This window comes from Ruegeria sp. CDSB022 (assembly GCF_059611145.1).
This window is the reverse complement of sequence record NZ_JBXWOZ010000001.1, coordinates 530,704-555,738: the sequence shown is the minus strand read 5'-3', so window position 1 is coordinate 555,738 and position 25,035 is coordinate 530,704. Positions and strand designations below refer to the sequence as shown.

Genomic DNA, 25,035 nt, shown 5'->3' with positions numbered 1-25,035 from the left:
TCTGACACCACGCTGGATTGGGGCGTGGACATGCTGCCGCCGAAACGGACCAATTTGCCCACGCGTCCGCTGTTCTCTGGCAATGGATGCTGCACGATGCATGAACGGCTGCTCTTGTGAAACTGCACCACAGCGTTTGACAGAGTTCATAAGGTCGTGAATGGGCCTATGGCGACAGAAGGCACGGTTTTGCGAATGACCGTTTTGTCCGCATAGCAGACCTTGAAGCCCTCAGAACCGGCTCAATGTCCTACTGAAAATGTCGGATGACCGGTCTGAGCCCAAACCTCCCAGATGCTGCACAGCGCACCAATGTCCGTTCTCCATACGGTACGCTGCCAATCCAACTTCTTTCAATTGGTCAGAATTTCCACTCGAACCCAACGGCTTTTTCGGACTCACCCCAAAGCCGTGTCATGACGGCTTTGTCATGGGCATGCGCGTTGAGTGTGCCTTTGCCGACCGGGCCGACCGCTTCCATGCGGCCCGTCGGACCGTAGAGGGCGCGTTGCTCAGTCAGAGCCTCTTCGGTCGCGCACATGACCTCTGGGTATGAGCCCTGTTCCGCAGTCTGTACCATCGGCGTCTTGGTCATCAGCCACCAGATGAACCGCATCGTGCGGCTGCCGCTGGTAGTTATCAGCGATGTGGCTGATGAGCCGGGATGGCAGACGAAGACCTCGACATCCTTGCGCCCCGCCGCAGTCAGACGGTCCTGCAGTTCGTATGCGAACATCATCTGCGCCAGCTTGCTCTGCGAATAGGCTGTGTTCGCGCCGTAGCCCTCATCCCAGTTCATGTCGTCGAACTTGATGGTCTTGAGACCCATGTTGTAGCCGAGGCTGGCAACGACCACGATCCGGCCTTTGCTTTCGGCTATGCGGTCAAAGAGCAGGCCATTGAGCAGAAAGTGTCCGTAGTGATTGGTGCCAAGCTGGCTTTCGAACCCGTCGACGGTCAGCTTTCGCGTCGGCACCTGCGCGATGGCCGCGTTGTTGATCAACGCGTCGATCCGAGGCACCGTCTTCAGAACTTCCTCGGCAGCCTCGCGCACGCTGTCCAAAACGGACAGGTCCATGCGGATGAAGCTCACATGGGCTTTCGCGCCGAATTCCTGTCTCAGGTCCGCGATTGCCGCCTCGGATTTCTCGGCCGAGCGGTTCAGCATTACGACCTTGGCGTTCTTCTTCAGCAAGATACGCGCGGCTTGAAAGCCTGCGCCAGCGTTGGCGCCGGTGATGATGTAGGTCTTGCCTGACTGGTCGCCGAGGCGCTCGGGTGTCCAGCCTTTGGGTCCGAATGTCGTATCTGCCATTTTCTGTCTCCTGCCAGCCCAAACTGGCGGTTTGAGATGTTGTTGCTTGAAGGCACAGATAGAACCTGACTGGGCACGGAAACAGGCGATATACTCTCGATTACTTGCCCAATCGTCTCAGATCCATTGCAAAGATGAAAGCACTCTGTCAGTCAGAGTGCATGAGCAAAGACCAGATCAAAGACCTTATCGAGCGACGTCTGCCAAAGGCAGGCCTCGTCGATACCGCGTTGAAAGGCGTCCAGCTATTCCGGGTGACCGAGGCCATGCCCTGTGTGCCTGCTGTGTACGAGCCCACGGTGGTGGCTATTCTCAGTGGCACCAAGGAAGCTGTTCTAGACGGTGAGCACCACGCATATGGAAGCGACAAATACCTGCTGTGCTCCATGACTTTACCGGTGGAGGCGGGCACACCCTTGGCGTCCAAGGACGATCCTCTGCTCGGCGTGGTGATAACACTGGAGCCACGGATGATGCGTGAGCTCACCATGGAAATCGAGACCGCCGCAGGGGGCAATAGACAGTCTCGCGGCGAAGCGCCGTCAGCTTTGGCATTGGCGTCCTGGGATGAGGGTTTCACGCAGGCACTGCTGCGGCTTCTCGATCTGCTCGACAATCCGGTTGATCTGGAGGTGCTCGGGCAGGCGCGACTGCGCGAGTTATATTACGCGGTGCTAATGGGCGAAGCCGGTGCGGCGGCAAGACGGACCTTTGGCGTCGGCAACGAAATCGCGCGCACCATCGACTACCTCTCAACCCACCTGAACGAACAGGTTACCATCGACGATATGGCCGACCACGTCGGCATGAGCCGGGCGGTCTTCCATCGGCGGTTCAAGGAAGCCACGACACTGTCTCCGATACAGTTCGTGAAGTCCATGAGGCTGAACAACGCCGCCATGAAGATTGCCGAAGGAAAGACTGTGTCGGAGGCAGCCTGGGACGTGGGCTATCAAAGCTCTTCTCAATTCAGCCGCGAGTTTAAGCGGATGTACGGCCATTCGCCCCGGCAATGGAGCAACGATCGAAGACCAACGATAGGAGTGGCCTAGGCCAAGATAGCGGACCTTGAATGAAGCAAAATGAACGGCGGGTTTGTCCCGCCAAGCCGACATCAGGCACTCCTTTTTGTGAACTACAGGCTGTACTGCAACTATCGACTGAAAGTCCAAGCCGCGATAAGTAGCAAAAACAAAACCACAAACAGGGTAAACTTAACAACCAAGGGTCGGTCTTCATCGGGGATGTAAACTCCCCCTCCGCACATTGGGCAGCGTTTAGTATTGATAGCCCTAGCGTTGGGATGTGCTGTCCAACCACAATCCACGCACTTTCCCCTGTAGCGACCCATTTGCTCGCCCTCCTATTTGTCGTCTACAGTTTTCCCAAGTATTCATGCCATATTGCGGACCCAGGTTTTCAGAGGCTTTCACTCTATGACGAAGTAACAGCCCTCAGGAGATGTCCAGACCACTCTCTTCGCAACTTCGTTTAAGTAAAAAACTATCAGATGCCTTTCGGAAACGCTGTCTCTTATTTCAAAAAAATCGCATCTGGCTGGGCGGATGGTTGCCTTTTCGGTTTCTTTAGGAGGCCCAAGAATCTCTAGAACCTCAGCCCTCGTCATGCCAGCAGAAACAGGCTTTTCAGGATTCGATGTGGGCGCGGATGACGAGGCACTGCTTGTAGATTCTATTTGGGCCTGAGAACTTTCACCGCGGCATCCTGCCATCGCAATCAACGCGGGTAGAAGCAAATGCACTGGCAGATGATCTGCACAGGTCGGGACTGGTGTGACTTTGTTTCTTTCTGCCCGGCCCTTCCCCATGACCTGCAGCTTTTCGTCAAGCGCGTAGAGCCTGACGCCGAACTATCCGAGGAAATCACTAAGGCAGTGACACAGTTTCTCGCAAACGTAGGCGCCATGACGGACGCGCTCACAAAGATATCTAAGGAGGCTGCATGACGTTCCTCGAAACTCTCGAAAAAGTGAAAGCGGACGCCGAACAGTGCAACAGGCGCCTTAGAGCGGTGACAGGCGTCGGCCAAAAGCCCAACTACGGCGCAGGCCAGGGGAGAACCAAACCTGTCATTCAAAGGCGCTTGGCGGTTCGACAGATGATGCACTCCATGACCATTGCAGACATGGCAGAGCACCTTGGCGTGAGTGTTTCCACCATCAAAGGCGACATCATCACCAACAGAACGGAGGATGAAAATGCAAGCCGTAGCTGATGCCGTTGATGTGTATTTCAAGCGCGAAGCCGAGGCAATGACGACGCCTCAAGGTGCGGATCATTCCGAACTTATCGAGCAGGTCGCGGCTGAAACAGGCATCGAATCCGATGTCCTAACCGAGGCCATCTTAGACGCCTCCGTCATGGGCGCGAACTGATGCCCCATCGCGTGATCGACACCAAAGACGACCTGTCCGAATTCACCCGGTTCCTTGGCAACTTGAAACTGCCGATCACTGTGGAATGGGTTCAGGGGCGGGATCGCACCAAGTCCCAAAACTCCCTGCAGTGGCTCTGGGCCGTTGAGGTCGCCCAACAGCTTGGCGACAGGGAGGCGGCTGACGTGCAGGCCGACTGGAAGCTGCGCCACGGCGTCCCGATCATGCGTGAAGACAGCGCAGAGTTTCGTGAAGCCTACGACTCGATGATCAAACCCCTGCCCTATGAGACCAAACTGCGCGTCATGCGTGATCTGGACTTCGGCGTCACCCGTCTGATGAAGGTTCGCCAGATGGTCCGATACATGGACACCATTCAGCGCGAGAGCCTTCAAATGGGGCTACACCTGACCGAGCCTGACCCGGAACTTGCCAAATACCAGAGCCGCTATCGCCAGAAAGACGCGGCATGACCGGCCGAGCGATCAAAGAATGGATCGGCGCCACACCAGACACGCGCGTTCCGCCTCGCGTTCGCCTGAGGGTGTTTGAAGCGCACGGCGGCATGTGCGGCATTACCGGGCGCAAAATCCAACCCGGTGACGCTTGGGATATCGACCACGTCCAGGCATTGGCCAACGGCGGCGAGAACCGCGAGAGCAACCTGCAACCGGCGCTGAAAGAGGCTCACAAGGCCAAAACCGCGAAAGACGTTGCTCGGAAAGCCGAGGACCGCCGTATTCGCTCAAAACATCTCGGAATCCACCAGAGCAAGACACCCCTGCCCGGTGGTCGCAATTCCAAATTCAAGCGCAAGATCGGCGGCGGAGTCGTTCTGCGAGACGAGGATTGAACACCCAGCAATCCCGCCGGGTGCCCCTTCCCGTTGGTGAGTGGCGGGAAGGGGAAAAGGAGAGAGCCGTGGAAACGACCAAAAGCATACAGGAGCAAACGCGAGTGAATACTGAGATACAGTCGATCAGCGGCGCTGTGATCGCCCAAACGGCAATCCGATACCGGCGGTGAGGGCCGGCTGGTCAGAAAATGACCCTACCCCATGAGCCGCTTATTCCTTGAGCAGAAGGACGAGCCAAAGGAGGGAATATGAGCTTCCAGTTTCCACCACGACTGATGCAGGCAAAGGCTGCCGCGTACTATTTGGGTGTCTCGACATCCAAGTTCCGCGGCCTCGAATTGCCCTGCAAAAAAGACGGTGGAAACAAGTTATACGATATCGCCGACCTTGACGCCTATGCCGACAATCTCCCTTATGAGGGCAAACAGGGGCAAGAAAACACATGCGACAGGGTATTCGGTTGAAGGGCATCAAACGGATAACCAAGCCAAATGGCAGCGTTTATGTCTATCGCCGTGTCGGTGGGTCTTTGGTTCCCCTGCTGAATCTTCCCGAAAATGACCCGCGTTTTCTTGAGGCGTATCTTGCCGCCGGAAGTGCTGAACCCGAAAAAAAACTGCGCGCAAAAGCGGGGACGATTGCCGCAGCTATTGAAGCCTTCAAGGGCTCCAAATCTTTCGAGGGCCGCGCACCCAGCACGCAAGTAGTTTGGCGGCGTATTCTCGATCAGATGAGCGAAGCCTACGGCGTCAGCAAAATCACGGATCTGCGCACCTATCACATCAACAAGGATCTCGCGAAGGTATCAGCCGGAGCGGCCCGCCCCCGTCGGACGATCTGGCGCGCCCTTCTGGAGTACACAAAAGAACAAGGTGCGATCGACACCAACCCGGCGCGGGATGCTGTAATCTCGAAATACGACCCGAAGCCACATCAACCCTGGACAGCCGCCGACATCAGTAAGTTCCGAAAGCATTGGGCAATCGGCACACCGGAGCGACAGGCAATGGAAGTCGTGTTCTGGACCGGGGCGAGATGCGTCGATGCGCGAACCCTAGGATGGCAGAAAGTTGAAGACGGAATACTGGAATTCGTCCAGCAAAAGACCGGCGGGACTGCCGTTGTGCCGATCACTACCCCGCCACCGCCCCTACTTGAAACCGACCAGAAGATGTTCCTCGATAGCATCAGCGGCGACATGATTTGGATCACCACGCGCAATGGAAAGCCGCGAAGTCAGAAGGCATTGTCTCAGTTCATCAGCGCGGCCGCATCATCCGCGGGGCTGCCCGACGACAGGACTGCCCACGGTTTGCGAAAGGCCCGAGCGATGTCTCTCGTCTACGCAGGATGGACACCACACCAGATCGGGGCTTGGACCGGCCACGACAGCCTGAAAGAGATCGAGGATTACACCAGGGATGTGAACAAAAGGGCGCTGGTTTCTGGTGAAAGAAAAGTCCTAGACATAAGGAAGCGATAGTGCCTCGCAAAAAACAATCCGAAAAAGAGAACGAACAAAGAATGAATTTGGGAAACCGCTTGAAAACCAAGTGGAAACCAGCTGGATAAGCATTTGATTTGTATTCATAATATTTGTTGAATGGCGCACCTGAGAGGATTCGAACCTCTGGCCTCTGCCTTCGGAGGGCAGCGCTCTATCCAGCTGAGCTACAGGTGCCTGAGCCGTTAGCTAACCTTGTTCCGGTCCGGGTGCAACTGAAAATCGACCCGGATCAAACAGGTTTCACGCGAACAGATCATGCGCAAGTTCAAGCGCTTCGATCAGGGTATCGACCTCATCTTTCGAGTTATAGAGACCAAAACTGGCGCGGCATGTCGCGGTGACTCCGAGGAAATCCATCAATGGTCCAGCACAATGGTGCCCGGCCCGAACAGCGACGCCCTTTTTATCCAAAATCGTCGAAATGTCATGTGCGTGGCCTGCACCGTCCAAAGTGAAGCTAAAGATCGCCGCTTTGTCCGGCCGTGTCCCCTGAAGCTGAATCCAGTTCAGCCCTGCAAACCTCTGCATCGCATAGTCTCGGATCTCGGCCTCATGAGCAGCAACGTTGTCCATCCCCAAATCCATCAGATAGTCCAGAGCGACGCCCAGTCCGATGGTTTGCACGATACCAGGAGTTCCCGCCTCGAATTTCATCGGTGGATCATTGTAGATCACCTGATCCTTGCTGACCTCTTTGATCATGTCACCGCCACCGATAAACGGGCGCATTTCGGCCATTCGGTCAGATTTGATGTAAATCGCTCCCGATCCTGATGGGCCATAAAGCTTATGCCCGGTGATGGCGTAGAAATCGCAGCCGATATCCTGGACATCGACCGGCATATGCACGGCGCCTTGACTGCCATCCACCAGCACCGGGACGCCTTTGGCATGGGCGCCTTCGGTGATTGCTTTGACATCCACAACCGTGCCCAACACGTTCGAACAATGGGTCACCGCGACCAGCTTGGTTTTTGGACCGATGGCATCAATGACAGCTTGCGGATCAAGCCCACCATCCGCATCCACATCCACCCATTTCAACACCACTCCCTGACGCTCGCGCAGGAAATGCCAGGGTACGATGTTTGCATGATGCTCCATCACACTCAGGACGATCTCATCCCCGGCCTGAAGACGCGGCATCGCCCAGCCATAGGCGACCAGATTGATGCCTTCGGTCGTGCCCGAGTTCAGAACAATCTCATCTTCATCCGTTACGCCCAGAAATCGGGCAATAGTTCCACGAACGGATTCGTATTTCTCGGTCGCCAGATTGGACAGATAGTGCAGCCCGCGATGCACATTTGCATATTCTTCGGTATAAGCCCGCGTCACAGCGTCAATGACAACCTGTGGCTTCTGAGCTGATGCTCCATTGTCCAGATAGGTCAGCGGCTTGCCGTTTACCTCTCGGGACAGGATCGGAAAGTCAGCGCGAATTTTCTGCAGATCGAACATCGTATTTTTCTTCCCTAGACCGGGCCGCTGGGTGTGAACATGAGGACAAATGAGATTGAAATCAGTGCGGATAACAGAATGACCCCAAAAGATTTCAGCATCGAGTTGAACTTATGAGCTTCATTCAGGAAATGCATTGAGACGTAAAGGCTGACAAGTGCGGTCGCCAGCAAAAACATGACCATCATAAATGGAACAACCATCGAAACGATCAGCGTCACCGACATCGCTGCGATCTGAAGGAATTGCAGCCAGATCGTCAGGATCAGGATATCTTTGAATGTCGCAACGCCCCCGATAGTACGACCAACAAAAAGAAGAGCCACCACGCTGAGCAGCATCGCGCCTGACGAACGTAGAAGGTTCAGAATAACAGGATCAGAAACGGGAAGCGGTTCACCTTGCGGGACAGGGACCATCTGTTCGATACCAATTTGGATGGCACCGTTCAGAACGACAGCCAGAAAGAATGCCAGCCAGACAACTTCACGCCCGGGACGCAGATCCAGCAACCGTCTTGCCGCTTCGGCAGGGTTGGTCAGGGTCAGAACAGCAATCTGACTCAGCACGGCCGGATTCATTCCGCATACCTTTGCGCTTGCCTAAGGCCCGAAAACCAGAACCACAGGAATACGACGAACCAAACCAACCCGACAGTGGTCATGGTTGTCCCCGGACCAATAAAACCAGCGACAAGGCCGTTCAGCAAAATCAACGGCGTCGAGGATAGTAACGCCCAGAACAGAGCCAACCTTGCGCCATAGGCAGTCCCCTTTCCGCCGAACAGACGCGCCGCACCGTGGGACACGAAGGCCAGAAGGTAAAAGAACAGCGGCAAGATAATGACAGTTCCAAGCAAGGCACCGCCCAACAGCATGTTAAGTTCGAGGTCTTCGAGATGCGCCCGCCGGGACAAACGTGGCAGTTGCGCAATGAATGCCACCACGCAGAACGCCATTACAAAGACCAAAGCGCGGTCCTCACGTTCGCCCAAATCCAGAAGCCGGCTTACAACCCGGCCTGGTCCACGGTATGTGGCCACTATATCCGACGTTACCGGCATCAGCTTCGCCGAGAAAGCCAGCCTTCAAGGCGGTCAACCATAGCCTCCGCAAGGCCTTCATCCTCGATCTCTTCCACAGCCTCGGCTAGGAACGACAAAGTCAGCAAATTTGTTGCCTCTTTGACGGGCACACCCCGAGACCGCAGGTAGAACAGAGCCGTTTCATCAAGCGCACCTGATGTCGAACCGTGCGAACAGACTACGTCATCGGCATAGATCTCAAGCTCGGGCTTGGCGAGGAACTGACTATCATCATCCAGCAGCAAAGACTGGCTGATCTGATACCCGTCTGTTTTCTGGGCGCCCTCTTTCACAAGGATCTTGCCCTGAAACACGCCGGTCGCGCCGTTCCGCAGCACCTTCTTGAACACCTGGCGGCTTTCGCAACCAACCGCGTCATGGGTGACGAACACCGTGTCGTCATGGTGAAAATCGCCATCTCCGACGCAGGCACCGGCCACGTGCGCCACCGCATCATCGCCGGTCAATTCGATCACCTGTTCGTTCCGGGTCAGAACACCGTTCATAGTCAGGGTGAAGGATTTGTAGACAGAATTGGCACCCAACCGTGTAAACATATGCGTCGCCGCACGACGCTCGTGGTCACGACCCTGGGCCCGCACATGGTGCAGCGAGCCACCATCGGCAATGTCAATTTCCATACATTTGTTGAAACGCGATGCCGCCGGCCCGTTTTCGAGAATGGCAACCTCGGCGTCAGTTTCGACCCGCACTACGTGATGCAGGATCGCATCCGAATCCTCGGACGCATGGCGATAGATCAGGCTGATCGGTTTCGATGGCTTACCGGTCACATGGATGGCCACGCCGTCTGATGCAAATGCGGTGTTCAATGCGGCCAGCGGGCGCTGAACCGGGACTTGTCCATTTGCTTCAAGAACGCCGTACAAGTCTTTGGCCCAATGGATATCTTTGCAGCAAATATCTTCAAGCCGGTCGATCGAAACACCTTCGAGTGTCAGATCATCGGACTCTTCGGGATTGAACACTCCGTCAACGAAGACAATCTTCAAGCGGTCGAATTCATCGAACATTTGCGGTTCGTCCGACTCGAACAGCGCCGCATGCGCTGCATCAGCCGATACGAGCGTATCGGGTTGGGTGTATTTCCAGTACTCGTCGCGCCGGCTGGGCAAGCCCATTTGGCGCACACGGGCAATTGCGTCCTCGCGCGCAGCGCGAGTACATCCGGCATCGGGCAACGACAGGACGGCCAACCGCTCCTCTGTCGCAGTCTGTTTTGCTTGGGGCAACGCCATCAGCTCACCTCGGCCAGAATGTCGGCATAACCGTTGTTTTCAACCTCAAGTGCCAACTCGGGACCGCCAGTTTTTACAATCCGCCCATCGGCCATGATATGCACGACATCAGGTTTGATGTGGTCCAGAAGGCGCTGATAATGCGTGATAACAAGGAAACCACGCGCTTCGTCGCGCAGCGCGTTCACGCCCTCGGCAACCAGTTTCATCGCGTCTACATCCAAACCGGAATCTGTCTCGTCCAGAATGCACATTTTGGGCTCGAGCATGGCCATTTGCAGTATTTCGTTGCGCTTTTTCTCACCGCCAGAAAAGCCAACATTCACAGGGCGCTTCAGCATATCCGCATCGATCTTTAACGATTTGGCCTTGGCGCGCACCTCTTTCAGGAAATCGGCTGCTGAAAGCTCTTCTTCCCCGCGGGCCTTGCGCTGTGAGTTCACAGCGGTGCGCAGAAAGGTCATGTTGCCAACGCCCGGGATTTCAACCGGATATTGGAACGCCAGGAAAACACCGGCTGCTGCGCGCTCTTCCGGTTCCATCTCGAACAGGTTCTCACCACCAAGGGTCGCCGAGCCTTCGGTCACTTCATACCCATCCCGACCGGACAGCACATAGCTGAGCGTCGATTTGCCCGAGCCATTCGGCCCCATGATCGCATGTACCTTGCCAGCCTCAACCTTCAGGTCGACACCTTTGAGGATTTGCTTGTCTTCTTCTTCAAGTTTGACGTGCAGGTTTTTGATTTCCAGCATGTTTATTTCCTTTGGCGTATCGCAAGAGGGTCATGCCCCCTGTATGTTCTGAATTCAGGGAAAGTTGGGATTAACCCACAGATCCTTCGAGACTGATGGCCACCAACTGCTGGGCTTCCATCGCAAATTCCATTGGCAGTGCCTGTAGCACGTCCTTGCAGAACCCATTGACAACAAGGGCCACGGCCTCTTCCTCGTCCATTCCGCGCTGACGGCAATAGAACAGCTGATCATCATCGACCTTCGACGTCGTCGCTTCATGCTCGACGCGCGATGAGTTGTTCTTGACCTCGATATAGGGCACCGTATGCGCCCCGCATTTGTCGCCGATCAGCAAGCTGTCACACTGGGTGTAATTGCGGCTGTCCTTGGCTTTTGGATGCATCGAGACCAACCCGCGATAGGTGTTCTGCGCCTTGCCCGCGCTGATCCCTTTCGAAACGATCCGAGACTTGGTGTTCTTGCCGAGGTGGATCATCTTGGTGCCAGTGTCGGCCTGCTGATAATTATTGGCAATCGCGATCGAATAGAACTCACCTTGGCTTTCATTGCCGCGCAGGATGCAGGACGGGTATTTCCATGTCACGGCAGAGCCGGTCTCCACCTGCGTCCACATCACCTTGGACCGGTCGCCGCGGCAATCCGCGCGCTTGGTCACAAAGTTATAGATGCCGCCCTTGCCATTCTCATCCCCGGGGTACCAGTTCTGAACGGTCGAGTATTTTACCTCGGCATCTTCCTCGATGATGATTTCGACCACGGCAGCATGCAGCTGCGCAGTGTCGCGCTGAGGCGCAGTACAGCCTTCCAAGTAGCTGACATAGCTGCCTTTATCGGCGATGATCAGGGTGCGTTCAAACTGACCGGTGTTCTCCGCATTGATGCGGAAATAGGTGCTCAGCTCCATCGGGCAGCGTACGCCCGGCGGGATGTAGACAAATGACCCGTCCGAGAACACGGCCGAGTTCAGCGTGGCATAGAAATTATCGGATACCGGAACCACAGTGCCCAGGTATTTCTTGACCAGCTCGGGGTGTTCCCTGATCGCTTCAGAAATCGAACAGAAGATCACACCTGCCTTTTTCAGTTCGGCCTGAAAAGTTGTGCCAACGGACACCGAGTCGAACACCGCATCCACGGCCACTTTGCGCCCTTCGACGGGCATATCCTCGGCACCTTCGACGCCAGCCAGAATCATCTGTTCTTTCAGTGGGATACCAAGCTTTTCGTAAGTAGCCAGCAGCTTCGGATCCACCTCATCCAGCGATTTCGGCTTTACCTCCATCGATTTCGGACGGGCATAGTAATACTGGTTCTGGAAGTCGATTTCGGGATAGCTGACCATCGCCCATTTCGGCTCTTCCATCTTGGTCCAGCGTTCGAACGCGGCCAGACGCCATTCGGTCATCCATTCCGGTTCTTCATTCTTGTCCGAGATCAGACGGACGATATCGGGGTTCACGCCTTTTGGGGCGTATTCCATCTCGATATCGGTGTTCCAGCCGTATTTATAAGTTCCGGCCTCGCGCACCGCATCAACGGTTTCCTGATCGACACCTTCTTTTACCTGAGTCTGGTCCAAAGCGGCCATGACTTATCCTCCGTCAGATCACGCGGCACGCGCGCGATGCTTTTTCTCTTTTTCCAGCCACGTATCCGCGAAACGCAGCACATCATCTTCTGTCGTCCAAGGGCCGAGCGATACGCGAATTGCGCTGGCTGCCGTTACCTCGTCATATCCCATTGCCGTCAGAACTCGGCTGGTCTTTACCTTGCCACTTGAACAGGCCGAACCTGCGCTGATCGCAAATCCAGCCAGATCCATCTGCATAACCTGCGTCTCCCCTTTCCATCCGGGAGTTGCAAAACACAAAGTGTTGGGGAGTCGCTCCTGATCTTTCCCGACAAAAATAGTCGCTTTCGATCCGGCCTCAAGAGCGTTCTCTAGAATATTTCTAAATTTAGCAACATTTTCCCAAACACCGTTAGCCAGATCTTTCACTGCGGCCTCGGCAGCGGCACCAAAACCCGCGATTCCAACAACGTTTTCCGTCCCGGAGCGCCGGCCCATTTCCTGCCCGCCACCAACCGCAAGCGGGTTGATGTCCAGCCCTTGTTTTAGGATCAGAGCGCCAACACCCTTAGGACCGCCGATTTTATGCGCCGAAAGAACCGCCATATCCGCATCGCTCCAGGCGAAGGAAAAGGGAATACGGCCAACAGCCTGTGTAATATCCAGCAACAACCAATCGGCGCGCCGTGCGCCATAGGGCCACTGACCTTCGACCTTTTTCGGTGGCAAGGTAACGATACCTGTTTCCGAATTCGCCAACCCCATTGCTAAGATGTGACCAGGTCCGAACGAGCGTTCGTTGCAGTTCGATAGATCAAGATGCGACCAAAGCGCGTCATGCGCCGTTGCATCGACGAACACATCGCAATTATTCGGTCTATTCTGCAGGACCCGAGCCGCTTCGGTCGCACCAGAGGTGAAAATAACTTCCTGCGGTCGGCACCCGACAGCTTCGGCCACCTGCGCCCGTGCACGCTCCACCATGGCCTTTGCCGCTCGTCCTTCAGCGTGAACCGAGGAAGGGTTACCGATCTGATCCATTCCCGCGATCATCGCATCGCGCGCTTCGGGGCGAATTGGCGTTGTGGCGTTATGATCCAGATAAACACGATTCATGGATGCACCTTTTGGCAGCCAAAGGGACTTGGACAAAGCAAATTCATCTTACTCGTCCACGACCGCAAACAGATTAGGAACAGCCGGACAGGGCGCCAAGTCGTTCCTGATCACATCAGAAAGCCGCGTTTGATGCAGAAACACATAAACATGGGCACTCAGCCCTTCCCACAATCGGTTGGTCAGCGATTGCGCACGACTGCCCGATGAGGCCCCGGATGCCCCTGCCCCTTTTTTCAACGCGTCTACAGTTTCGTCGACGGCGGACAGAATTTCGACTACACGGATTTCCGACGCAGGGCGCGCCAACCGATAACCTCCGCCCGGACCGCGCACTGACGAGACAAGCTCGGCCCGGCGCAGCTTTACGAACAGCTGTTCAAGATAAGGCAACGAGATGTCCTGCCGTTCGGAAATTTCGCTCAGCGTTACCAGTCCGTCAGAAGACTGAAGAGCGATATCAGCCAAGGCCACCATCGCGTAACGACCCTTGGTCGAAAGCTTCATTCTCATTCCCTTATGGCAGTTAACGCGCGAAATCATTGACGCCGCCGCTGCCAGTGCGTATCTCCGACTGACAGCGCCCTTGCGCCGACTATCACAATTAGAACCGTTCTAAGGTGTCCGACGATTATCGTCAAGTATTTCCGGACACCCAGAAGAAAAAGACAGGACCTATGCACACATGCCCGAGGTGATTTTTCCCGGACCCGAAGGCCGCCTGGAAGGCCGCTACCACCCGCAAAAGGAAAAAGACGCACCGATCGCCATCGTGTTGCACCCGCATCCTCAATTTGGCGGGACCATGAACAACAAGGTGGTCTATAATCTGCACTATGCGTTCTACAACATGGGTTTCACTGTCTTGCGGTTCAACTTCCGCGGTGTTGGCCGCAGCCAGGGGGAATATGACCAGGGCGTAGGCGAGCTGAGTGATGCGGCATCGGCACTGGACTACCTGCAGTCGATGAACAACAATTCGAAACACTGCTGGGTCGCAGGGTTCTCGTTCGGAGCCTGGATCGGGATGCAACTGCTTATGCGCCGCCCTGAGATTACCGGTTTCATCAGCGTTTCTCCGCCAGCCAACATGTATGATTTCTCGTTCTTGGCGCCCTGCCCCTCTTCGGGTCTGATTATCAACGGATCCTCTGATCGGGTGGCCCCGCCTGCAGACACCACTGCTTTGGTTAACAAGCTGCATGAACAGAAGGGCATCACAATCACCCATAACGAAGTTGAGGGTGCTGACCACTTCTTTCAGGATCGCCACATGGATACGCTGATCACTGACGTAAGTGACTATGTGAAACGGCGGCTGACAGAGAACACGCGCTAATGTCCGACACGATCATCAGACTTGCTTCCAAGCTGGCCGAAGACACAATGAAAGTGATGGACGAAACCGGAAACGACCGCTTCTTCATGGAAGTTGGCGAAGTGATCGGGGCGTCCTCACAAACATTGGAAGAAGCATTCCTGACCGAGATCCGTGTCCGGATGGCCGAACGTAAGGCCCGCAAGTTTGTCGTCGAGAAATTGACCGAACATCGGTCAAAACTGAAAGCTATAGAAAAACAATGACGCAAAGATTGTCCGCGCAAATCGACTTCCTTAAACGCGCGGACAGGCTGAAATCTGTCAATCGCGCCAACGCCTTGTTGGATCAGTCCCGCCCAGAGAACGCGGCTGAGCATAGTTGGCAACTGGCGCTTTGGGCCCTGGTTTTGGAACCGGTTGCCGGGCCAGACGTGAATATCGACCGCGTGATCAAAATGCTACTGCTGCATGATCTGGTCGAAATCATCGTAGGCGATCACCCGATTCACCTGAAAACAGATTGGAAAGCACTGGAATTGGCGGAACAAACAGCTGCTGAAGAGCTGTTTGGCATGCTGCCTGCTGATCAGGCCACGACGTTTCTGGCTCTGTGGCAAGAATTCGAGGCCGACGCCACTCCGGACGCGAAATTCGCCAAGATTCTGGATCGGTCGCAACCGATGTTTCAGGTGCTGTGTGCAGAACGGCCAAACCCAGAGCATTTAGCTGTCGTGAATGACAACCTGAAACAAGGTCGCGCGGCCTATCTGCAACAAGCTTTCCCGGACGCATATAATCTTGCCCAAGCGCTGCTGAATGGAGGCAAACTCGAAACCTCCGCGCTTTCTCTGCGTTTGGGTTTCTTGTCCGAAACTGACCAACTCAAATCGGTTCAGCGCGCATCGCGTCTGCTCTATGATAACCGGTTTGAGAATTCAGCCGAACATTCCTGGCACATTATGCTTTTTGCCTGGGTCCTGTCTGAATATGCAGCCCCTTCCGTTTCTGTGAACCGCGCCCTCAGGATGCTTTTGCTGCACGACATTGTTGAAATTGACGCCGGTGATCACCCAATTCATGGGCAGGTCAACCACGCGGCACAAGCCGCCGAGGAACTTGCTGCGGCGCAAAGGTTGTTTGGAATGCTCCCAGAGGTCCAAAATCAAGAATTCATGTCGATCTGGCAGGAGTTTGAACAGGCCGAAAGCCCCGATGCCTGTTTCGCCAAAGCGATTGATCGCTTCCAAACCCCGGTTGGCAACCTCGAGACAGGAGGCGGTTCCTGGATTGATTACAACGTCACATACGAACAAATCCACAGCCGTGTCGGCACGGTGATTATTCCCGGTGCACCAGCTCTGTGGGCATGGCTGGATCCGTTACTTCGGGGTTACTTTTCTGAGACTGCAGAAGGCTGAAAACACAGCGGAAAAAGGAGCATAACACCCCTTTTTCCTGTATTCGGCAGTCGCTTAAACCGATGCACCAATCAATCGCTCAACATTTCGGGCTGCTTTTGTTTCGACGGACCCCCCGCCAGCAAGCCACCCAAGCGCAACAATAAGTGCCGAAAGAGCGATGACGTATTTTGCAAATTTCGTCATGGCGATACTCTTAAAAAAAACACGATAAAACGCGGACAAAGTATCACATTGCCGAAAATCCACATAGTCGGGTAATCCTGACCCCTGACGGATGCCAGTAAACTCCTGCTATCGCTTGCGGGTATCGGTCATTTCGTGCTCAACCCAATGCAACCTTATTGAATGCGAGACCCCCGTGCCCAAAGCATATCTTCTACTGCTGTTGGCAGTTGTTGCCGAAACGATTGGTACAACTGCACTTCAGGCCAGCCAGCAATTCAGCCGGTTCTGGCCGTCAGTGCTTGTGGTTGTTGGCTATGGAATTGCCTTTTATCTGATGGCCCTAACGCTCAAATACATGCCGGTTGGTATCGTCTATGCAATCTGGTCCGGCCTTGGAATCGTGCTGATTGCCATCATCGGTTTCATTGTCTTTGGTCAGAGGTTGGATTTACCCGGGATCGCTGGACTCAGCATGATTTTGGGTGGAATACTAATCATACACCTCTTTTCCGGTACAGCAGGACACTGACGATCGGTTAGGGCTGGCATATTTCGCCGAGCCGCGTTATTCGCGCGTCAACTTCCCGTTCAAAGGCTGACCTCTCATGGACCTGCGCAATATCGCAATCATCGCTCACGTGGACCACGGCAAAACAACGCTGGTCGATGAGCTGCTAAAACAATCCGGTGCGTTCCGGGAAAATCAGGCTGTCGCAGAACGCGCCATGGACAGCAATGACCTCGAGCGTGAGCGTGGTATCACCATCCTTGCAAAGGCCACTTCGGTGGAGTGGAAAGGCACGCGGATCAATATCGTCGACACGCCGGGCCACGCCGATTTCGGCGGCGAGGTTGAACGCATCCTCAGCATGGTCGACGGCGTTGTCCTGCTGGTCGATGCTGCCGAAGGTCCAATGCCGCAGACCAAATTCGTGACCTCCAAGGCGCTGGCGCTGGGTCTGCGTCCGATTGTGGTGCTGAACAAAGTCGACAAGCCCGACGCCGAACCAGACCGTGCGCTGGACGAATGCTTTGATCTGTTCGCAAACCTCGGTGCGGATGACGATCAGCTTGATTTCCCTTCAATGTACGCCTCAGGCCGGTCGGGCTGGGCAGATATGGAGCTGGAAGGACCCCGCAAGGATCTGTCAGCACTGTTCGACCTGATCGTTGACCACGTCCCTGCTCCCAAACAGATCGAACGCAAGGACGAACCCTTCCGGATGCTTGCCACGACACTGGGCAGCGACCCGTTCATCGGCCGCATTCTGACTGGCCGTGTCGAAAGTGGTACGCTCAAGGCAGGTGACACCCTCAAGGCGCTCAGCCGGGACGGAACACTTATCGAGAACTTTCGCGCCTCTAAAATCCTGGCTTTCCGCGGTTTGGGGCAGCAACCCATTGATGTGGCCGAGGCGGGCGATATCGTCACCATCGCAGGCATGAGCAAAGCGACCGTGGCAGATTCGCTTGTTGCCCCACAGGTCGAAGACGCTCTGCCTGCGCAGCCGATCGACCCGCCGACCATCACAGTGACCTTTGGTATCAACGATTCGCCCCTTGCCGGCCGAGACGGTAAAAAGGTTCAGTCCCGTGTCATTCGCGACCGTTTGATGAAAGAAGCAGAATCAAACGTCGCCATTCGCATTACCGACACTCCGGGCGGTGAGGCCTTCGAAGTTGCGGGACGCGGCGAATTGCAGATGGGTGTTCTGATCGAAAACATGCGCCGCGAAGGGTTCGAGCTGAGTATCTCTCGCCCACAGGTCCTGTTCCGCGAAGAAGACGGTCAGCGCCTGGAGCCCATCGAAGAAGTCACCATTGACGTGGACGACGAGTATTCCGGCTCGGTCATTGAAAAGATAACAGGTGTCCGCAAAGGTGAACTGGCCGAGATGCGGCCTGCTGGTACGGGCAAAACCCGCATCATCGCCCATGTGCCGTCACGCGGGTTGATCGGTTATCACGGTGAATTCCTGACAGATACACGCGGTACTGGCGTTTTGAACCGTGTGTTCCACGACTGGGCACCGCATAAAGGACAAATTCCGGGCCGCCGCGCAGGCGTTCTGATCTCGATGGAGAACGGACAAGCAGTTGCCTATGCCCTTTGGAACCTCGAAGAGCGTGGCCGCATGTTTGTTGGCCCTCAGACCGATGTATATCAGGGTATGGTTATCGGCGAGCATTCGCGCGACAACGATCTTGAGGTTAACCCGCTGAAGGGGAAAAAGCTGACCAACGTCCGGGCCAGCGGATCGGATGACGCTGTGCGCCTGACACCCCATATTCAGTTCTCGTTGGAAGAGGCGATCGCCTATATCGACGATGACGAACTTGTCGAAGTGACCCCGAACGCAATCCGTCTGCGCAAACGCTTTCTGGATCCGCACGAGCGCAAGCGTATGGCAAGATCTGCCTGATCATTGCAGTGATGCAGTTCACAGATTGGAAACAATAACACAATCGTGACATATTTGCGCACACGCGTATTAAGGCCCATCCTGGAAGGCTCGCTCTCAAAGCGGGCCTTCTTTTTGTTTTACCTACACTTTCCTCTTTAAGTTGTTTCACTTTTAACATTCACAATTTTAGGAAACTTGTAATTCTGGCTCAAAAGGGATGTATTTGTGTCCAAAGTATGGCACCTGTTTGCCTGCCAAGTTTTGAGTAATGAGTATCAAGGAGTAGCGCCATGCGCATTAAGTCTCGCTTACTTTCAATAGTATTTGTTTCAGCAACATTCCCAGTTATTTCAGCTGTATCCGCTTCAGCTTCAGACATGTGTACAATACGAACAGCCAAACAGTCGGTATCGACTGAAACGCTTTGTGCATGTTCTGTCGTAGACGCCCGGATGCTGCGCTATTTGCAGCGACGCTCAGATTTCGAGGACATCTTGTCCCGTACATTGGAGAGTTGCCCAGCTTTTGCAGCAGTTCTGACTGACTTTCCAACCGCATCTATTCTCGGAAATGAGCAACGATCAGGAGACGGCGCTGCTGATGAAAATGGCGGTGGTGGTTCCGGCGGCGGCGGTGGCGGCGGCGGCGGCGGTGATACCCGCGGCGGCGGTGGCGGCAATGGTGACGGCAACGATGATGACGACGGTGGTGACGGCGGCGACGGTGGTGACGGCGGCGACGGCGGCGAAGGTGGCGACGGCGGCGAAGGTGGTGACGGCGGCGAAGGTGGCGAAGGTGGCGACGGCGGCGACGGCGGCGAAGGTGGTGACGGCGGCGAAGGCGGTGACGGCGGCGAAGGCGGTGACGGCGGCGAAGGTGGCGACGGCGGCGAAGGTGGTGACGGCGGCGAAGGTGGCGACGGCGGCGAAGGTGGTGACGGCGGCGAAGGTGGTGACGGTGGACCCAAGGGCAACCGTTCTGGCCATAGCGACGGAACCAATCCAGGCGGCCAATCTCAGAACCCGAACGGTACCAACAATCCGGGCAACCCTAAGTAAGCTAATTTAGTACTACAGAAAATGGCGAAGCTGCTGCTTCGCCATTTTTGCATTCTAACCAGCTGAGATTAGCTTTCCTCAGCTTCTGCCGAAGACCCCGACCCATTTACTGGGCCGCCGAGGGTCCTGCATCCGCAGAAACAGATATCGCGTCGCCGACCAGGGTTTGATGCGGTTGGTCAAGTTATCCAGAACCAGATCGCCACTGGCCGAGCGATAAACCAAAACCGCATGAGAATTTCGCTGCGTATCCAGTACAGTTGCGATCAAAAGTTTGCTCGGATCGACGCCCGCACGGATAAGATCCCTTTTCTTCAGCAGAGCAAAGTCTTCGCAATCCCCACCGCGCGAAGTCGGCAGTGCCCAACGTTCCCGAGTTCTATATTGGGCTTGGTCAGTAACCGAGCGGGTGGTTGCGTTTACCTGCCGGTTGACCTTTTTGATGATCTGCATCTCTTGCTGGCTCGACATTGAATTCGAAGCCTTGCTGGAACATGCCCAAGAGTATTGACGGCACAGTTGCCGCGCTCCAGACGGCGGGGGCGAAGATGCGACTGTGCGGATGAAGTTGCCTTCCCGCGCTTGCGCATCTGGTGCCATAACCGAGGAGCCCAACGCCAATGCGAGGATTCCTAAAGTTCTACCAAAACCAGTCCAGATCCGCGCATTAACGGCCCTAAATTCCGTACCCATGGTCGCCATGCCTGTCCCTCGATCCGTGTTTTCCCTGCGATTGCCGCAAAACAGGACCATATTCCGTTTTCCGAAACTATCGGTAAACACGCCTAATTGTGCAATCTGTCTCAAATCTTGCAACTAAAAGAGGCGGAATTCCGTCATTGAAAATGGCATTTTTGGGTAAGAATCTGGCGCTGCTCGCCACATTCGAAACACGAACCCCTTGGCAGGCCCGACATCAAGACCCGCTAACTACTTGTAAATAAAAAATTTATGGGACTTCAGGTCGACGCTTGCCGCAACGTCATAATTGGGCGGCCATCTTTTGGCTGAAAACCGCCCAATGAATAAGCTGACAGGGGTATTAAATCCCTGATCGCACGGGGTGATTCTAATCTGTGATCTCTACGACCACCAATTCCCGCTCACTTGCACCACGCGCGTGATCGAGAGCTTGCTGGTACTCCGCCGAATTATAGCACTCAACAGCGGCTTCCAATGAGGGGAATTTGGCGACAACATTGCGCGGCCGTTCTTTGCCTTCCAACTGCACGTATCGCGCAGCACGCGCGATAAACGCACCACCGTGTTTGGCAATCGCTGGCCCGGCGAGCTCGGCATATTTTCCATAGGATTCGGCGTCAGTAACACTGACATGTGCAATCCAAAGTGCGGACATTTTGTTAACCTCCAAGAATATTCTCTGCAGCCTTGATCGCGGCATCAGCATTCGAAGCGTCCTTGCCACCACCTTGCGCCATGTCAGGGCGTCCACCGCCACCTTTTCCACCAAGTTCAGCAACCGCCGCGCGAACCAGATCCACGGCCGAGATTGCATCCGTCAGATCAGCTGTGACACCGGCCGCGACGGCTGCTTTGCCGCCCGTATCCGCAATCAGCAACACAGCACCCGATCCAAGTCGGCTTTTGTGTTCGTCGATCAGCGCGGGTAAGTCCTTGCCAGATACGCCAGTAAGGGACTGAGCCAGGAACGAGATACCGTTTACCGTTTTGGCCTCAGCGCTACCGCCCTGCCCCGAACCACCAGCCATCGCGAGATCGCGGCGCAGCTGCGCAACTTCATTTTGAAGGGATTTACGTTCATCCAACAGAGCTTTGACACGAGATACAACGTCATCCGGTTGCGCTTTCAGTTCAGATGCGATCTGCCCCAAACGTTGATCCTGGTCGGTCAGGTAAACCATGGCTTCGTCACCGGTAAGCGCTTCGATCCGCCGGACACCGGCACTGCTGGCGCTATCCCCCAATACAACAAGCGCGCCAATATCACCGGTCTGGCGAACATGCGTTCCACCACACAGTTCGATCGACCAAGTCTCACCATCCTGGCCTTTGCCGGTTGGCGCTTTGCCCATCGAAACCACGCGAACTTCGTCGCCATATTTCTCACCGAAAAGGGCCTGCGCACCCAGTTCCCGGGCATCATCCGGTGTCATGATCCGGGTCTCGACGGTCGAGTTCTGGCGGATGAAAGCGTTGACCGAGCGTTCAACTTGCCGAATTTCCTCGGGGCTCATCGCCTTCGCGTGGCTAAAGTCGAATCGCAGCCGGTCAGCCGCATTCAAAGAACCACGCTGCGCAACGTGGTCACCCAATGTTTCCCGCAATGCTTCGTGCAGCAAATGTGTGGCCGAATGGTTGGCCCGGATGGCGGTGCGGCGAACATGGTCTACCTCAAGCTCAACTGCGTCTCCCTTGGACAAGGTACCGTGATCGACCGTGACCCGATGCGCATAGATTTTGCCATCCGCAAATTTCCGGGTGTCCTCGACCCGCGCGACATCATCACGCTCTTCCAGACGACGAATTTCGCCGGTGTCTCCTATCTGACCACCGGATTCACCATAAAACGGGGTTTGGTTCACAACGACCCAGCCGGAACAACCTGTCTCGATCTTGTCGACCAAAGCGCCATCCACGACCATTGCCGCGACCTGTCCTTCAGCCTTTTCTGTATCGTATCCAAGAAAATCCGTAGCGCCCGCAATATCCAGAACGTCAAACCAAACGGCTTGGTCCGCTGCTTCCCCCGATCCAGCCCAGGCAGCGCGTGCCTTGGCCTTTTGCTCGGCCATCGCCGTATCAAACCCGTCGGTATCAACCGTCCGGCCCTTTTCACGCAGTGCATCCTGCGTCAGATCAAGCGGAAAACCATATGTATCATACAGCTTGAAAGCGGCTTCTCCAGACAGTGCCGCACCCTCTGGCAGGTCAGAGACCTCGTCATCCAACAACTTCAGGCCGCGATCCAATGTTTGCTTAAAGCGGGTTTCTTCCAGCAACAGCGTCTCTTCGATCAGCGACTGAGCCTGGCCAAGTTCGGTGTACTGGGCACCCATCAGTTGGACCAATGTCGGTACCAGCTGATACATCACCGGATCCTTCGCACCCAACAGATGTGCATGCCGCATCGCACGACGCATGATCCGCCGCAGCACATAGCCGCGCCCGTCATTGCTGGGCATTACCCCGTCTGCAATCAGGAACGAGGTCGACCGCAGGTGATCCGCAATCACGCGGTGATGTACGTTCTGATCCCCATAAGGATCGACATTGGTGGCACTCGCCGAGGCCTCGATTAGGGTCTTGAAAAGATCGGTGTCGTAATTGTCATGGCTTCCTTGCAACAGGGCACCAATCCGCTCCAGCCCCATCCCGGTGTCGATTGACTGCATGTCGAGCTCGACCATCGAGCCGTCTTCGAACTGTTCGTTCTGCATGAAAACGATGTTCCAGATCTCGATGAACCGATCACCGTCTTCCTCAGGTGAACCCGGAGGGCCGCCCCAGATATGATCCCCGTGGTCGTAGAAAATCTCGGTGCAGGGACCGCACGGGCCGGTCGGACCCATCTGCCAGAAATTGTCACTGGTTGCGATACGGATGATCCGATCTTCGGGAACGCCCACCTTCTTCCACATCTCGAACGCTTCGTCATCGGTGTGGTAAACCGTTGTCAGAAGGCGGTTTTTATCGACCCCGAATTCTTTGGTGATCAATTCCCATGCGAATGGAATTGCTTCGGGCTTGAAGTAATCGCCGAACGAAAAATTGCCCAACATCTCAAAGAATGTGTGGTGACGCGCAGTATAGCCGACATTGTCCAAGTCGTTGTGCTTGCCACCGGCCCGAACACATTTCTGTGCTGTCGTCGCGCGCTGATAGTCACGGGTTTCGACCCCGGTGAACAGGTTTTTGAACTGCACCATACCCGAGTTGACGAACATCAATGTCGGGTCGTTGCGTGGCACCAGGGGACTGGATGCCACTACTTCGTGCCCCTGTTTGGCAAAGTAGTTCAAAAAGGTCGATCGGATTTCGTTCAACGTTGACATAGGGCTCTCTCGGCGCGCGATCAGTTTGTTTCAAAAAGGGTTTATCCGCCTCCCCCGGGATAGTCCACAGGCGAGCGTCGCAGAACGGAACAAGGCGGCCCCGACGGACCGCCTTGTTCGGAATATGGTTCGTTCTTAGGAAAGAGCAGCGAAAATCGCTTTCTTCCCGAACCACTTATGCCTCGAGGATATCATCCTCTTCCGCGCCGGGCGGCACATCGAATTCCAGCCCATGTGCCGCGCGAATCTTGTCCTCGATCTCAAACGCGATGCGGTTGTTGTCGCGCAGATACTGCTTGGCATTCTCACGCCCCTGCCCGATCCGCTCATCACCATAGCTGAACCATGAGCCCGACTTCTCGACCACACCGGCCTTGACGCCCAGATCCAGCAGCTCGCCCATTTTACTGATGCCTTCGCCATACATGATGTCGAATTCAACTTGCTTGAAGGGCGGTGCCACTTTGTTTTTAACGACCTTCACACGGGTCTGGTTGCCAACAACCTCATCCCGGTCCTTGATCGCACCGATCCGACGAATATCCAAACGGACCGAGCTGTAGAATTTCAGGGCGTTACCACCGGTGGTGGTTTCCGGGCTGCCGAACATCACGCCGATTTTCATCCGGATTTGGTTGATGAAGATCACCATACAGTTCGAGCGGCTGATCGAACCCGTCAGTTTACGCATTGCCTGGCTCATCAGCCGGGCCTGCACACCAACGCTGCTGTCGCCCATATCGCCTTCGAGTTCAGATTTTGGCGTCAGCGCCGCGACCGAGTCAACCACGACCATGTTCACCGCGCCCGAACGGACCAGCGTATCGGTAATCTCAAGCGCCTGTTCGCCAGTGTCAGGTTGCGAAATCAGCAACTCGTCCAGATCGACGCCCAGTTTGCGCGCATATTGCGGGTCCAACGCATGTTCCGCATCGACAAATGCGCATACACCGCCATGTTTCTGCTGTTCTGCGATGCAGTGCAGTGTCAGCGTTGTTTTGCCTGAACTTTCCGGGCCATAGATTTCTACGATCCGGCCCATCGGCAGGCCGCCGATTCCCAGAGCGATATCCAGACCCAGCGATCCGGTCGAACTGGCGTCGATGTCCTGCTTGGAATCCTCGCCCAGCTTCATGATCGAGCCTTTGCCGAACTGCCGTTCGATCTGTGCCAGCGCGCTGTCGAGCGCCTTTTGCTTATCTGCGTTTTTCTTGTCGCTCATCGTCAGAAGATCCGCCATTGTCCTGTCGCCTTCCCTTTTGTCACACCCTTGAACGGGCGGCAATCGCTGCTTTGTTCGCCTCTTGTTCC

The 25,035-nt window shown here is 55.4% G+C and carries 28 protein-coding genes and 1 tRNA gene; 12 read left to right on the top strand and 17 right to left on the bottom strand.

Annotation, left to right across the window (positions count from 1 at the left end; all coding sequences use genetic code 11):
- Positions 1-361: 361 nt before the first annotated feature.
- On the bottom strand, positions 362-1,315 hold the full coding sequence (locus tag AC2FIZ_RS02775; RefSeq protein ID WP_496790565.1) for an SDR family oxidoreductase: 954 nt from the start codon (positions 1,313-1,315) through the stop codon (positions 362-364).
- A 161-nt stretch (positions 1,316-1,476) separates the two neighbouring features.
- Here AC2FIZ_RS02775 and AC2FIZ_RS02770 point away from each other — a divergent pair, with 161 nt between their 5' ends.
- The 7 genes from AC2FIZ_RS02770 to AC2FIZ_RS02740 all read left to right on the top strand — a co-directional run bounded on the left by AC2FIZ_RS02770 (position 1,477) and on the right by AC2FIZ_RS02740 (position 6,049).
- Positions 1,477-2,367 carry an AraC family transcriptional regulator gene (locus AC2FIZ_RS02770; protein ID WP_496790564.1) on the top strand — a complete coding sequence of 297 codons (891 nt, stop codon included), beginning with the start codon at positions 1,477-1,479 and terminating at the stop codon, positions 2,365-2,367.
- Between the two features lie 910 nt (positions 2,368-3,277).
- Positions 3,278-3,550 carry a hypothetical protein gene (locus AC2FIZ_RS02765; protein ID WP_496790563.1) on the top strand — a complete coding sequence of 91 codons (273 nt, stop codon included), beginning with the start codon at positions 3,278-3,280 and terminating at the stop codon, positions 3,548-3,550.
- On the top strand, positions 3,534-3,710 hold the full coding sequence (locus tag AC2FIZ_RS02760) for a hypothetical protein (protein ID WP_496790561.1): 177 nt from the start codon (positions 3,534-3,536) through the stop codon (positions 3,708-3,710). Before AC2FIZ_RS02765 ends, AC2FIZ_RS02760 begins: the two co-directional genes overlap by 17 nt.
- Positions 3,710-4,183, top strand: coding sequence for a NinB/YbcN family protein (locus AC2FIZ_RS02755; RefSeq protein ID WP_496790560.1), 474 nt, complete (start codon positions 3,710-3,712; stop codon positions 4,181-4,183). Before AC2FIZ_RS02760 ends, AC2FIZ_RS02755 begins: the two co-directional genes overlap by 1 nt.
- Entirely contained in the window at positions 4,180-4,563 is a 384-nt protein-coding gene (locus AC2FIZ_RS02750; RefSeq protein ID WP_496790558.1) for an HNH endonuclease, read from the top strand. The genes AC2FIZ_RS02755 and AC2FIZ_RS02750 overlap by 4 nt, the downstream gene beginning before the upstream one ends.
- Before the next feature lie 251 nt (positions 4,564-4,814).
- Positions 4,815-5,030: a hypothetical protein gene (locus tag AC2FIZ_RS02745; RefSeq protein WP_496700388.1), complete on the top strand. Its 216-nt coding sequence runs from the start codon at positions 4,815-4,817 to the stop codon at positions 5,028-5,030.
- Positions 5,009-6,049: a site-specific integrase gene (locus AC2FIZ_RS02740; protein WP_496790557.1), complete on the top strand. Its 1,041-nt coding sequence runs from the start codon at positions 5,009-5,011 to the stop codon at positions 6,047-6,049. The genes AC2FIZ_RS02745 and AC2FIZ_RS02740 overlap by 22 nt, the downstream gene beginning before the upstream one ends.
- Before the next feature lie 121 nt (positions 6,050-6,170).
- Here the strand turns inward: AC2FIZ_RS02740 and AC2FIZ_RS02735 are convergent.
- The 9 genes from AC2FIZ_RS02735 to iscR form a co-directional block, all read right to left on the bottom strand.
- Positions 6,171-6,247 (bottom strand) — tRNA-Arg (locus AC2FIZ_RS02735).
- Between the two features lie 66 nt (positions 6,248-6,313).
- Positions 6,314-7,534: a cysteine desulfurase gene (locus tag AC2FIZ_RS02730; RefSeq protein WP_281972083.1), complete on the bottom strand. Its 1,221-nt coding sequence runs from the start codon at positions 7,532-7,534 to the stop codon at positions 6,314-6,316.
- A 14-nt stretch (positions 7,535-7,548) separates the two neighbouring features.
- A complete protein-coding gene (locus AC2FIZ_RS02725; protein ID WP_142633743.1) occupies positions 7,549-8,115 on the bottom strand; it encodes a YIP1 family protein in 567 nt (188 codons plus the stop codon).
- Complete coding sequence (locus tag AC2FIZ_RS02720; RefSeq protein ID WP_142633741.1) at positions 8,112-8,597, bottom strand: YIP1 family protein; 486 nt, start codon at positions 8,595-8,597, stop codon at positions 8,112-8,114. The genes AC2FIZ_RS02725 and AC2FIZ_RS02720 overlap by 4 nt, the downstream gene beginning before the upstream one ends.
- Positions 8,597-9,877, bottom strand: a complete 1,281-nt coding sequence (gene sufD / locus AC2FIZ_RS02715; protein WP_496790555.1) for a Fe-S cluster assembly protein SufD — start codon at positions 9,875-9,877, stop codon at positions 8,597-8,599. The genes AC2FIZ_RS02720 and sufD overlap by 1 nt, the downstream gene beginning before the upstream one ends.
- Positions 9,877-10,632: a Fe-S cluster assembly ATPase SufC gene (sufC, locus tag AC2FIZ_RS02710; protein WP_281994598.1), complete on the bottom strand. Its 756-nt coding sequence runs from the start codon at positions 10,630-10,632 to the stop codon at positions 9,877-9,879. The genes sufD and sufC overlap by 1 nt, the downstream gene beginning before the upstream one ends.
- A 70-nt stretch (positions 10,633-10,702) precedes the next feature.
- On the bottom strand, positions 10,703-12,223 hold the full coding sequence (sufB, locus tag AC2FIZ_RS02705) for a Fe-S cluster assembly protein SufB (RefSeq protein WP_281972082.1): 1,521 nt from the start codon (positions 12,221-12,223) through the stop codon (positions 10,703-10,705).
- Between the two features lie 18 nt (positions 12,224-12,241).
- Complete coding sequence (locus tag AC2FIZ_RS02700; protein ID WP_282021237.1) at positions 12,242-13,321, bottom strand: cysteine desulfurase family protein; 1,080 nt, start codon at positions 13,319-13,321, stop codon at positions 12,242-12,244.
- 48 nt (positions 13,322-13,369) lie between these two features.
- A complete protein-coding gene (gene iscR, locus AC2FIZ_RS02695; RefSeq protein WP_142633731.1) occupies positions 13,370-13,828 on the bottom strand; it encodes a Fe-S cluster assembly transcriptional regulator IscR in 459 nt (152 codons plus the stop codon).
- Positions 13,829-14,006: 178 nt separating this feature from the next.
- Between iscR and AC2FIZ_RS02690 the strand changes: the two genes are divergently transcribed.
- From AC2FIZ_RS02690 to AC2FIZ_RS02680, 3 genes are read left to right on the top strand one after another with little or no spacing between them, the layout of a single operon-like run.
- The gene (locus AC2FIZ_RS02690) at positions 14,007-14,660 is read left to right on the top strand and encodes an alpha/beta hydrolase (RefSeq protein WP_142633729.1); all 654 of its coding nucleotides are present in this window, start codon (positions 14,007-14,009) and stop codon (positions 14,658-14,660) included.
- The gene (locus AC2FIZ_RS02685; protein ID WP_142633727.1) at positions 14,660-14,905 is read left to right on the top strand and encodes a hypothetical protein; all 246 of its coding nucleotides are present in this window, start codon (positions 14,660-14,662) and stop codon (positions 14,903-14,905) included. The genes AC2FIZ_RS02690 and AC2FIZ_RS02685 overlap by 1 nt, the downstream gene beginning before the upstream one ends.
- Complete coding sequence (locus AC2FIZ_RS02680; RefSeq protein WP_282027395.1) at positions 14,902-16,059, top strand: HD domain-containing protein; 1,158 nt, start codon at positions 14,902-14,904, stop codon at positions 16,057-16,059. The genes AC2FIZ_RS02685 and AC2FIZ_RS02680 overlap by 4 nt, the downstream gene beginning before the upstream one ends.
- A gap of 54 nt (positions 16,060-16,113) precedes the next feature.
- On the opposite strand, the gene AC2FIZ_RS02675 is transcribed toward AC2FIZ_RS02680, so the two are convergent.
- A complete protein-coding gene (locus tag AC2FIZ_RS02675; RefSeq protein ID WP_282027394.1) occupies positions 16,114-16,245 on the bottom strand; it encodes a hypothetical protein in 132 nt (43 codons plus the stop codon).
- Between the two features lie 175 nt (positions 16,246-16,420).
- Between AC2FIZ_RS02675 and AC2FIZ_RS02670 the strand changes: the two genes are divergently transcribed.
- Both AC2FIZ_RS02670 and typA read left to right on the top strand, forming a co-directional pair.
- On the top strand, positions 16,421-16,756 hold the full coding sequence (locus tag AC2FIZ_RS02670) for a DMT family transporter (protein WP_142633723.1): 336 nt from the start codon (positions 16,421-16,423) through the stop codon (positions 16,754-16,756).
- Between the two features lie 76 nt (positions 16,757-16,832).
- A complete protein-coding gene (typA, locus tag AC2FIZ_RS02665; protein ID WP_271947178.1) occupies positions 16,833-18,650 on the top strand; it encodes a translational GTPase TypA in 1,818 nt (605 codons plus the stop codon).
- A 190-nt stretch (positions 18,651-18,840) separates the two neighbouring features.
- Here the strand turns inward: typA and AC2FIZ_RS02660 are convergent, their stop codons facing one another.
- The 6 genes from AC2FIZ_RS02660 to recA all read right to left on the bottom strand — a co-directional run bounded on the left by AC2FIZ_RS02660 (position 18,841) and on the right by recA (position 24,964).
- Positions 18,841-19,032, bottom strand: a complete 192-nt coding sequence (locus AC2FIZ_RS02660; protein ID WP_496790553.1) for a hypothetical protein — start codon at positions 19,030-19,032, stop codon at positions 18,841-18,843.
- 181 nt (positions 19,033-19,213) lie between these two features.
- A complete protein-coding gene (locus AC2FIZ_RS02655) occupies positions 19,214-19,618 on the bottom strand; it encodes a hypothetical protein (protein ID WP_496790552.1) in 405 nt (134 codons plus the stop codon).
- A gap of 150 nt (positions 19,619-19,768) precedes the next feature.
- Positions 19,769-20,290, bottom strand: a complete 522-nt coding sequence (locus AC2FIZ_RS02650) for a transglutaminase-like cysteine peptidase (RefSeq protein WP_246097162.1) — start codon at positions 20,288-20,290, stop codon at positions 19,769-19,771.
- Positions 20,291-20,759: 469 nt separating this feature from the next.
- Positions 20,760-21,047 (bottom strand): DUF1330 domain-containing protein, encoded by a 288-nt coding sequence (locus AC2FIZ_RS02645; protein WP_281972077.1) that lies wholly within the window; start codon positions 21,045-21,047, stop codon positions 20,760-20,762.
- Between the two features lie 4 nt (positions 21,048-21,051).
- Positions 21,052-23,724 (bottom strand): alanine--tRNA ligase, encoded by a 2,673-nt coding sequence (alaS, locus tag AC2FIZ_RS02640; protein ID WP_281972076.1) that lies wholly within the window; start codon positions 23,722-23,724, stop codon positions 21,052-21,054.
- Between the two features lie 175 nt (positions 23,725-23,899).
- The gene (gene recA / locus AC2FIZ_RS02635; protein WP_142633714.1) at positions 23,900-24,964 is read right to left on the bottom strand and encodes a recombinase RecA; all 1,065 of its coding nucleotides are present in this window, start codon (positions 24,962-24,964) and stop codon (positions 23,900-23,902) included.
- Positions 24,965-25,035 lie beyond the last annotated feature (71 nt).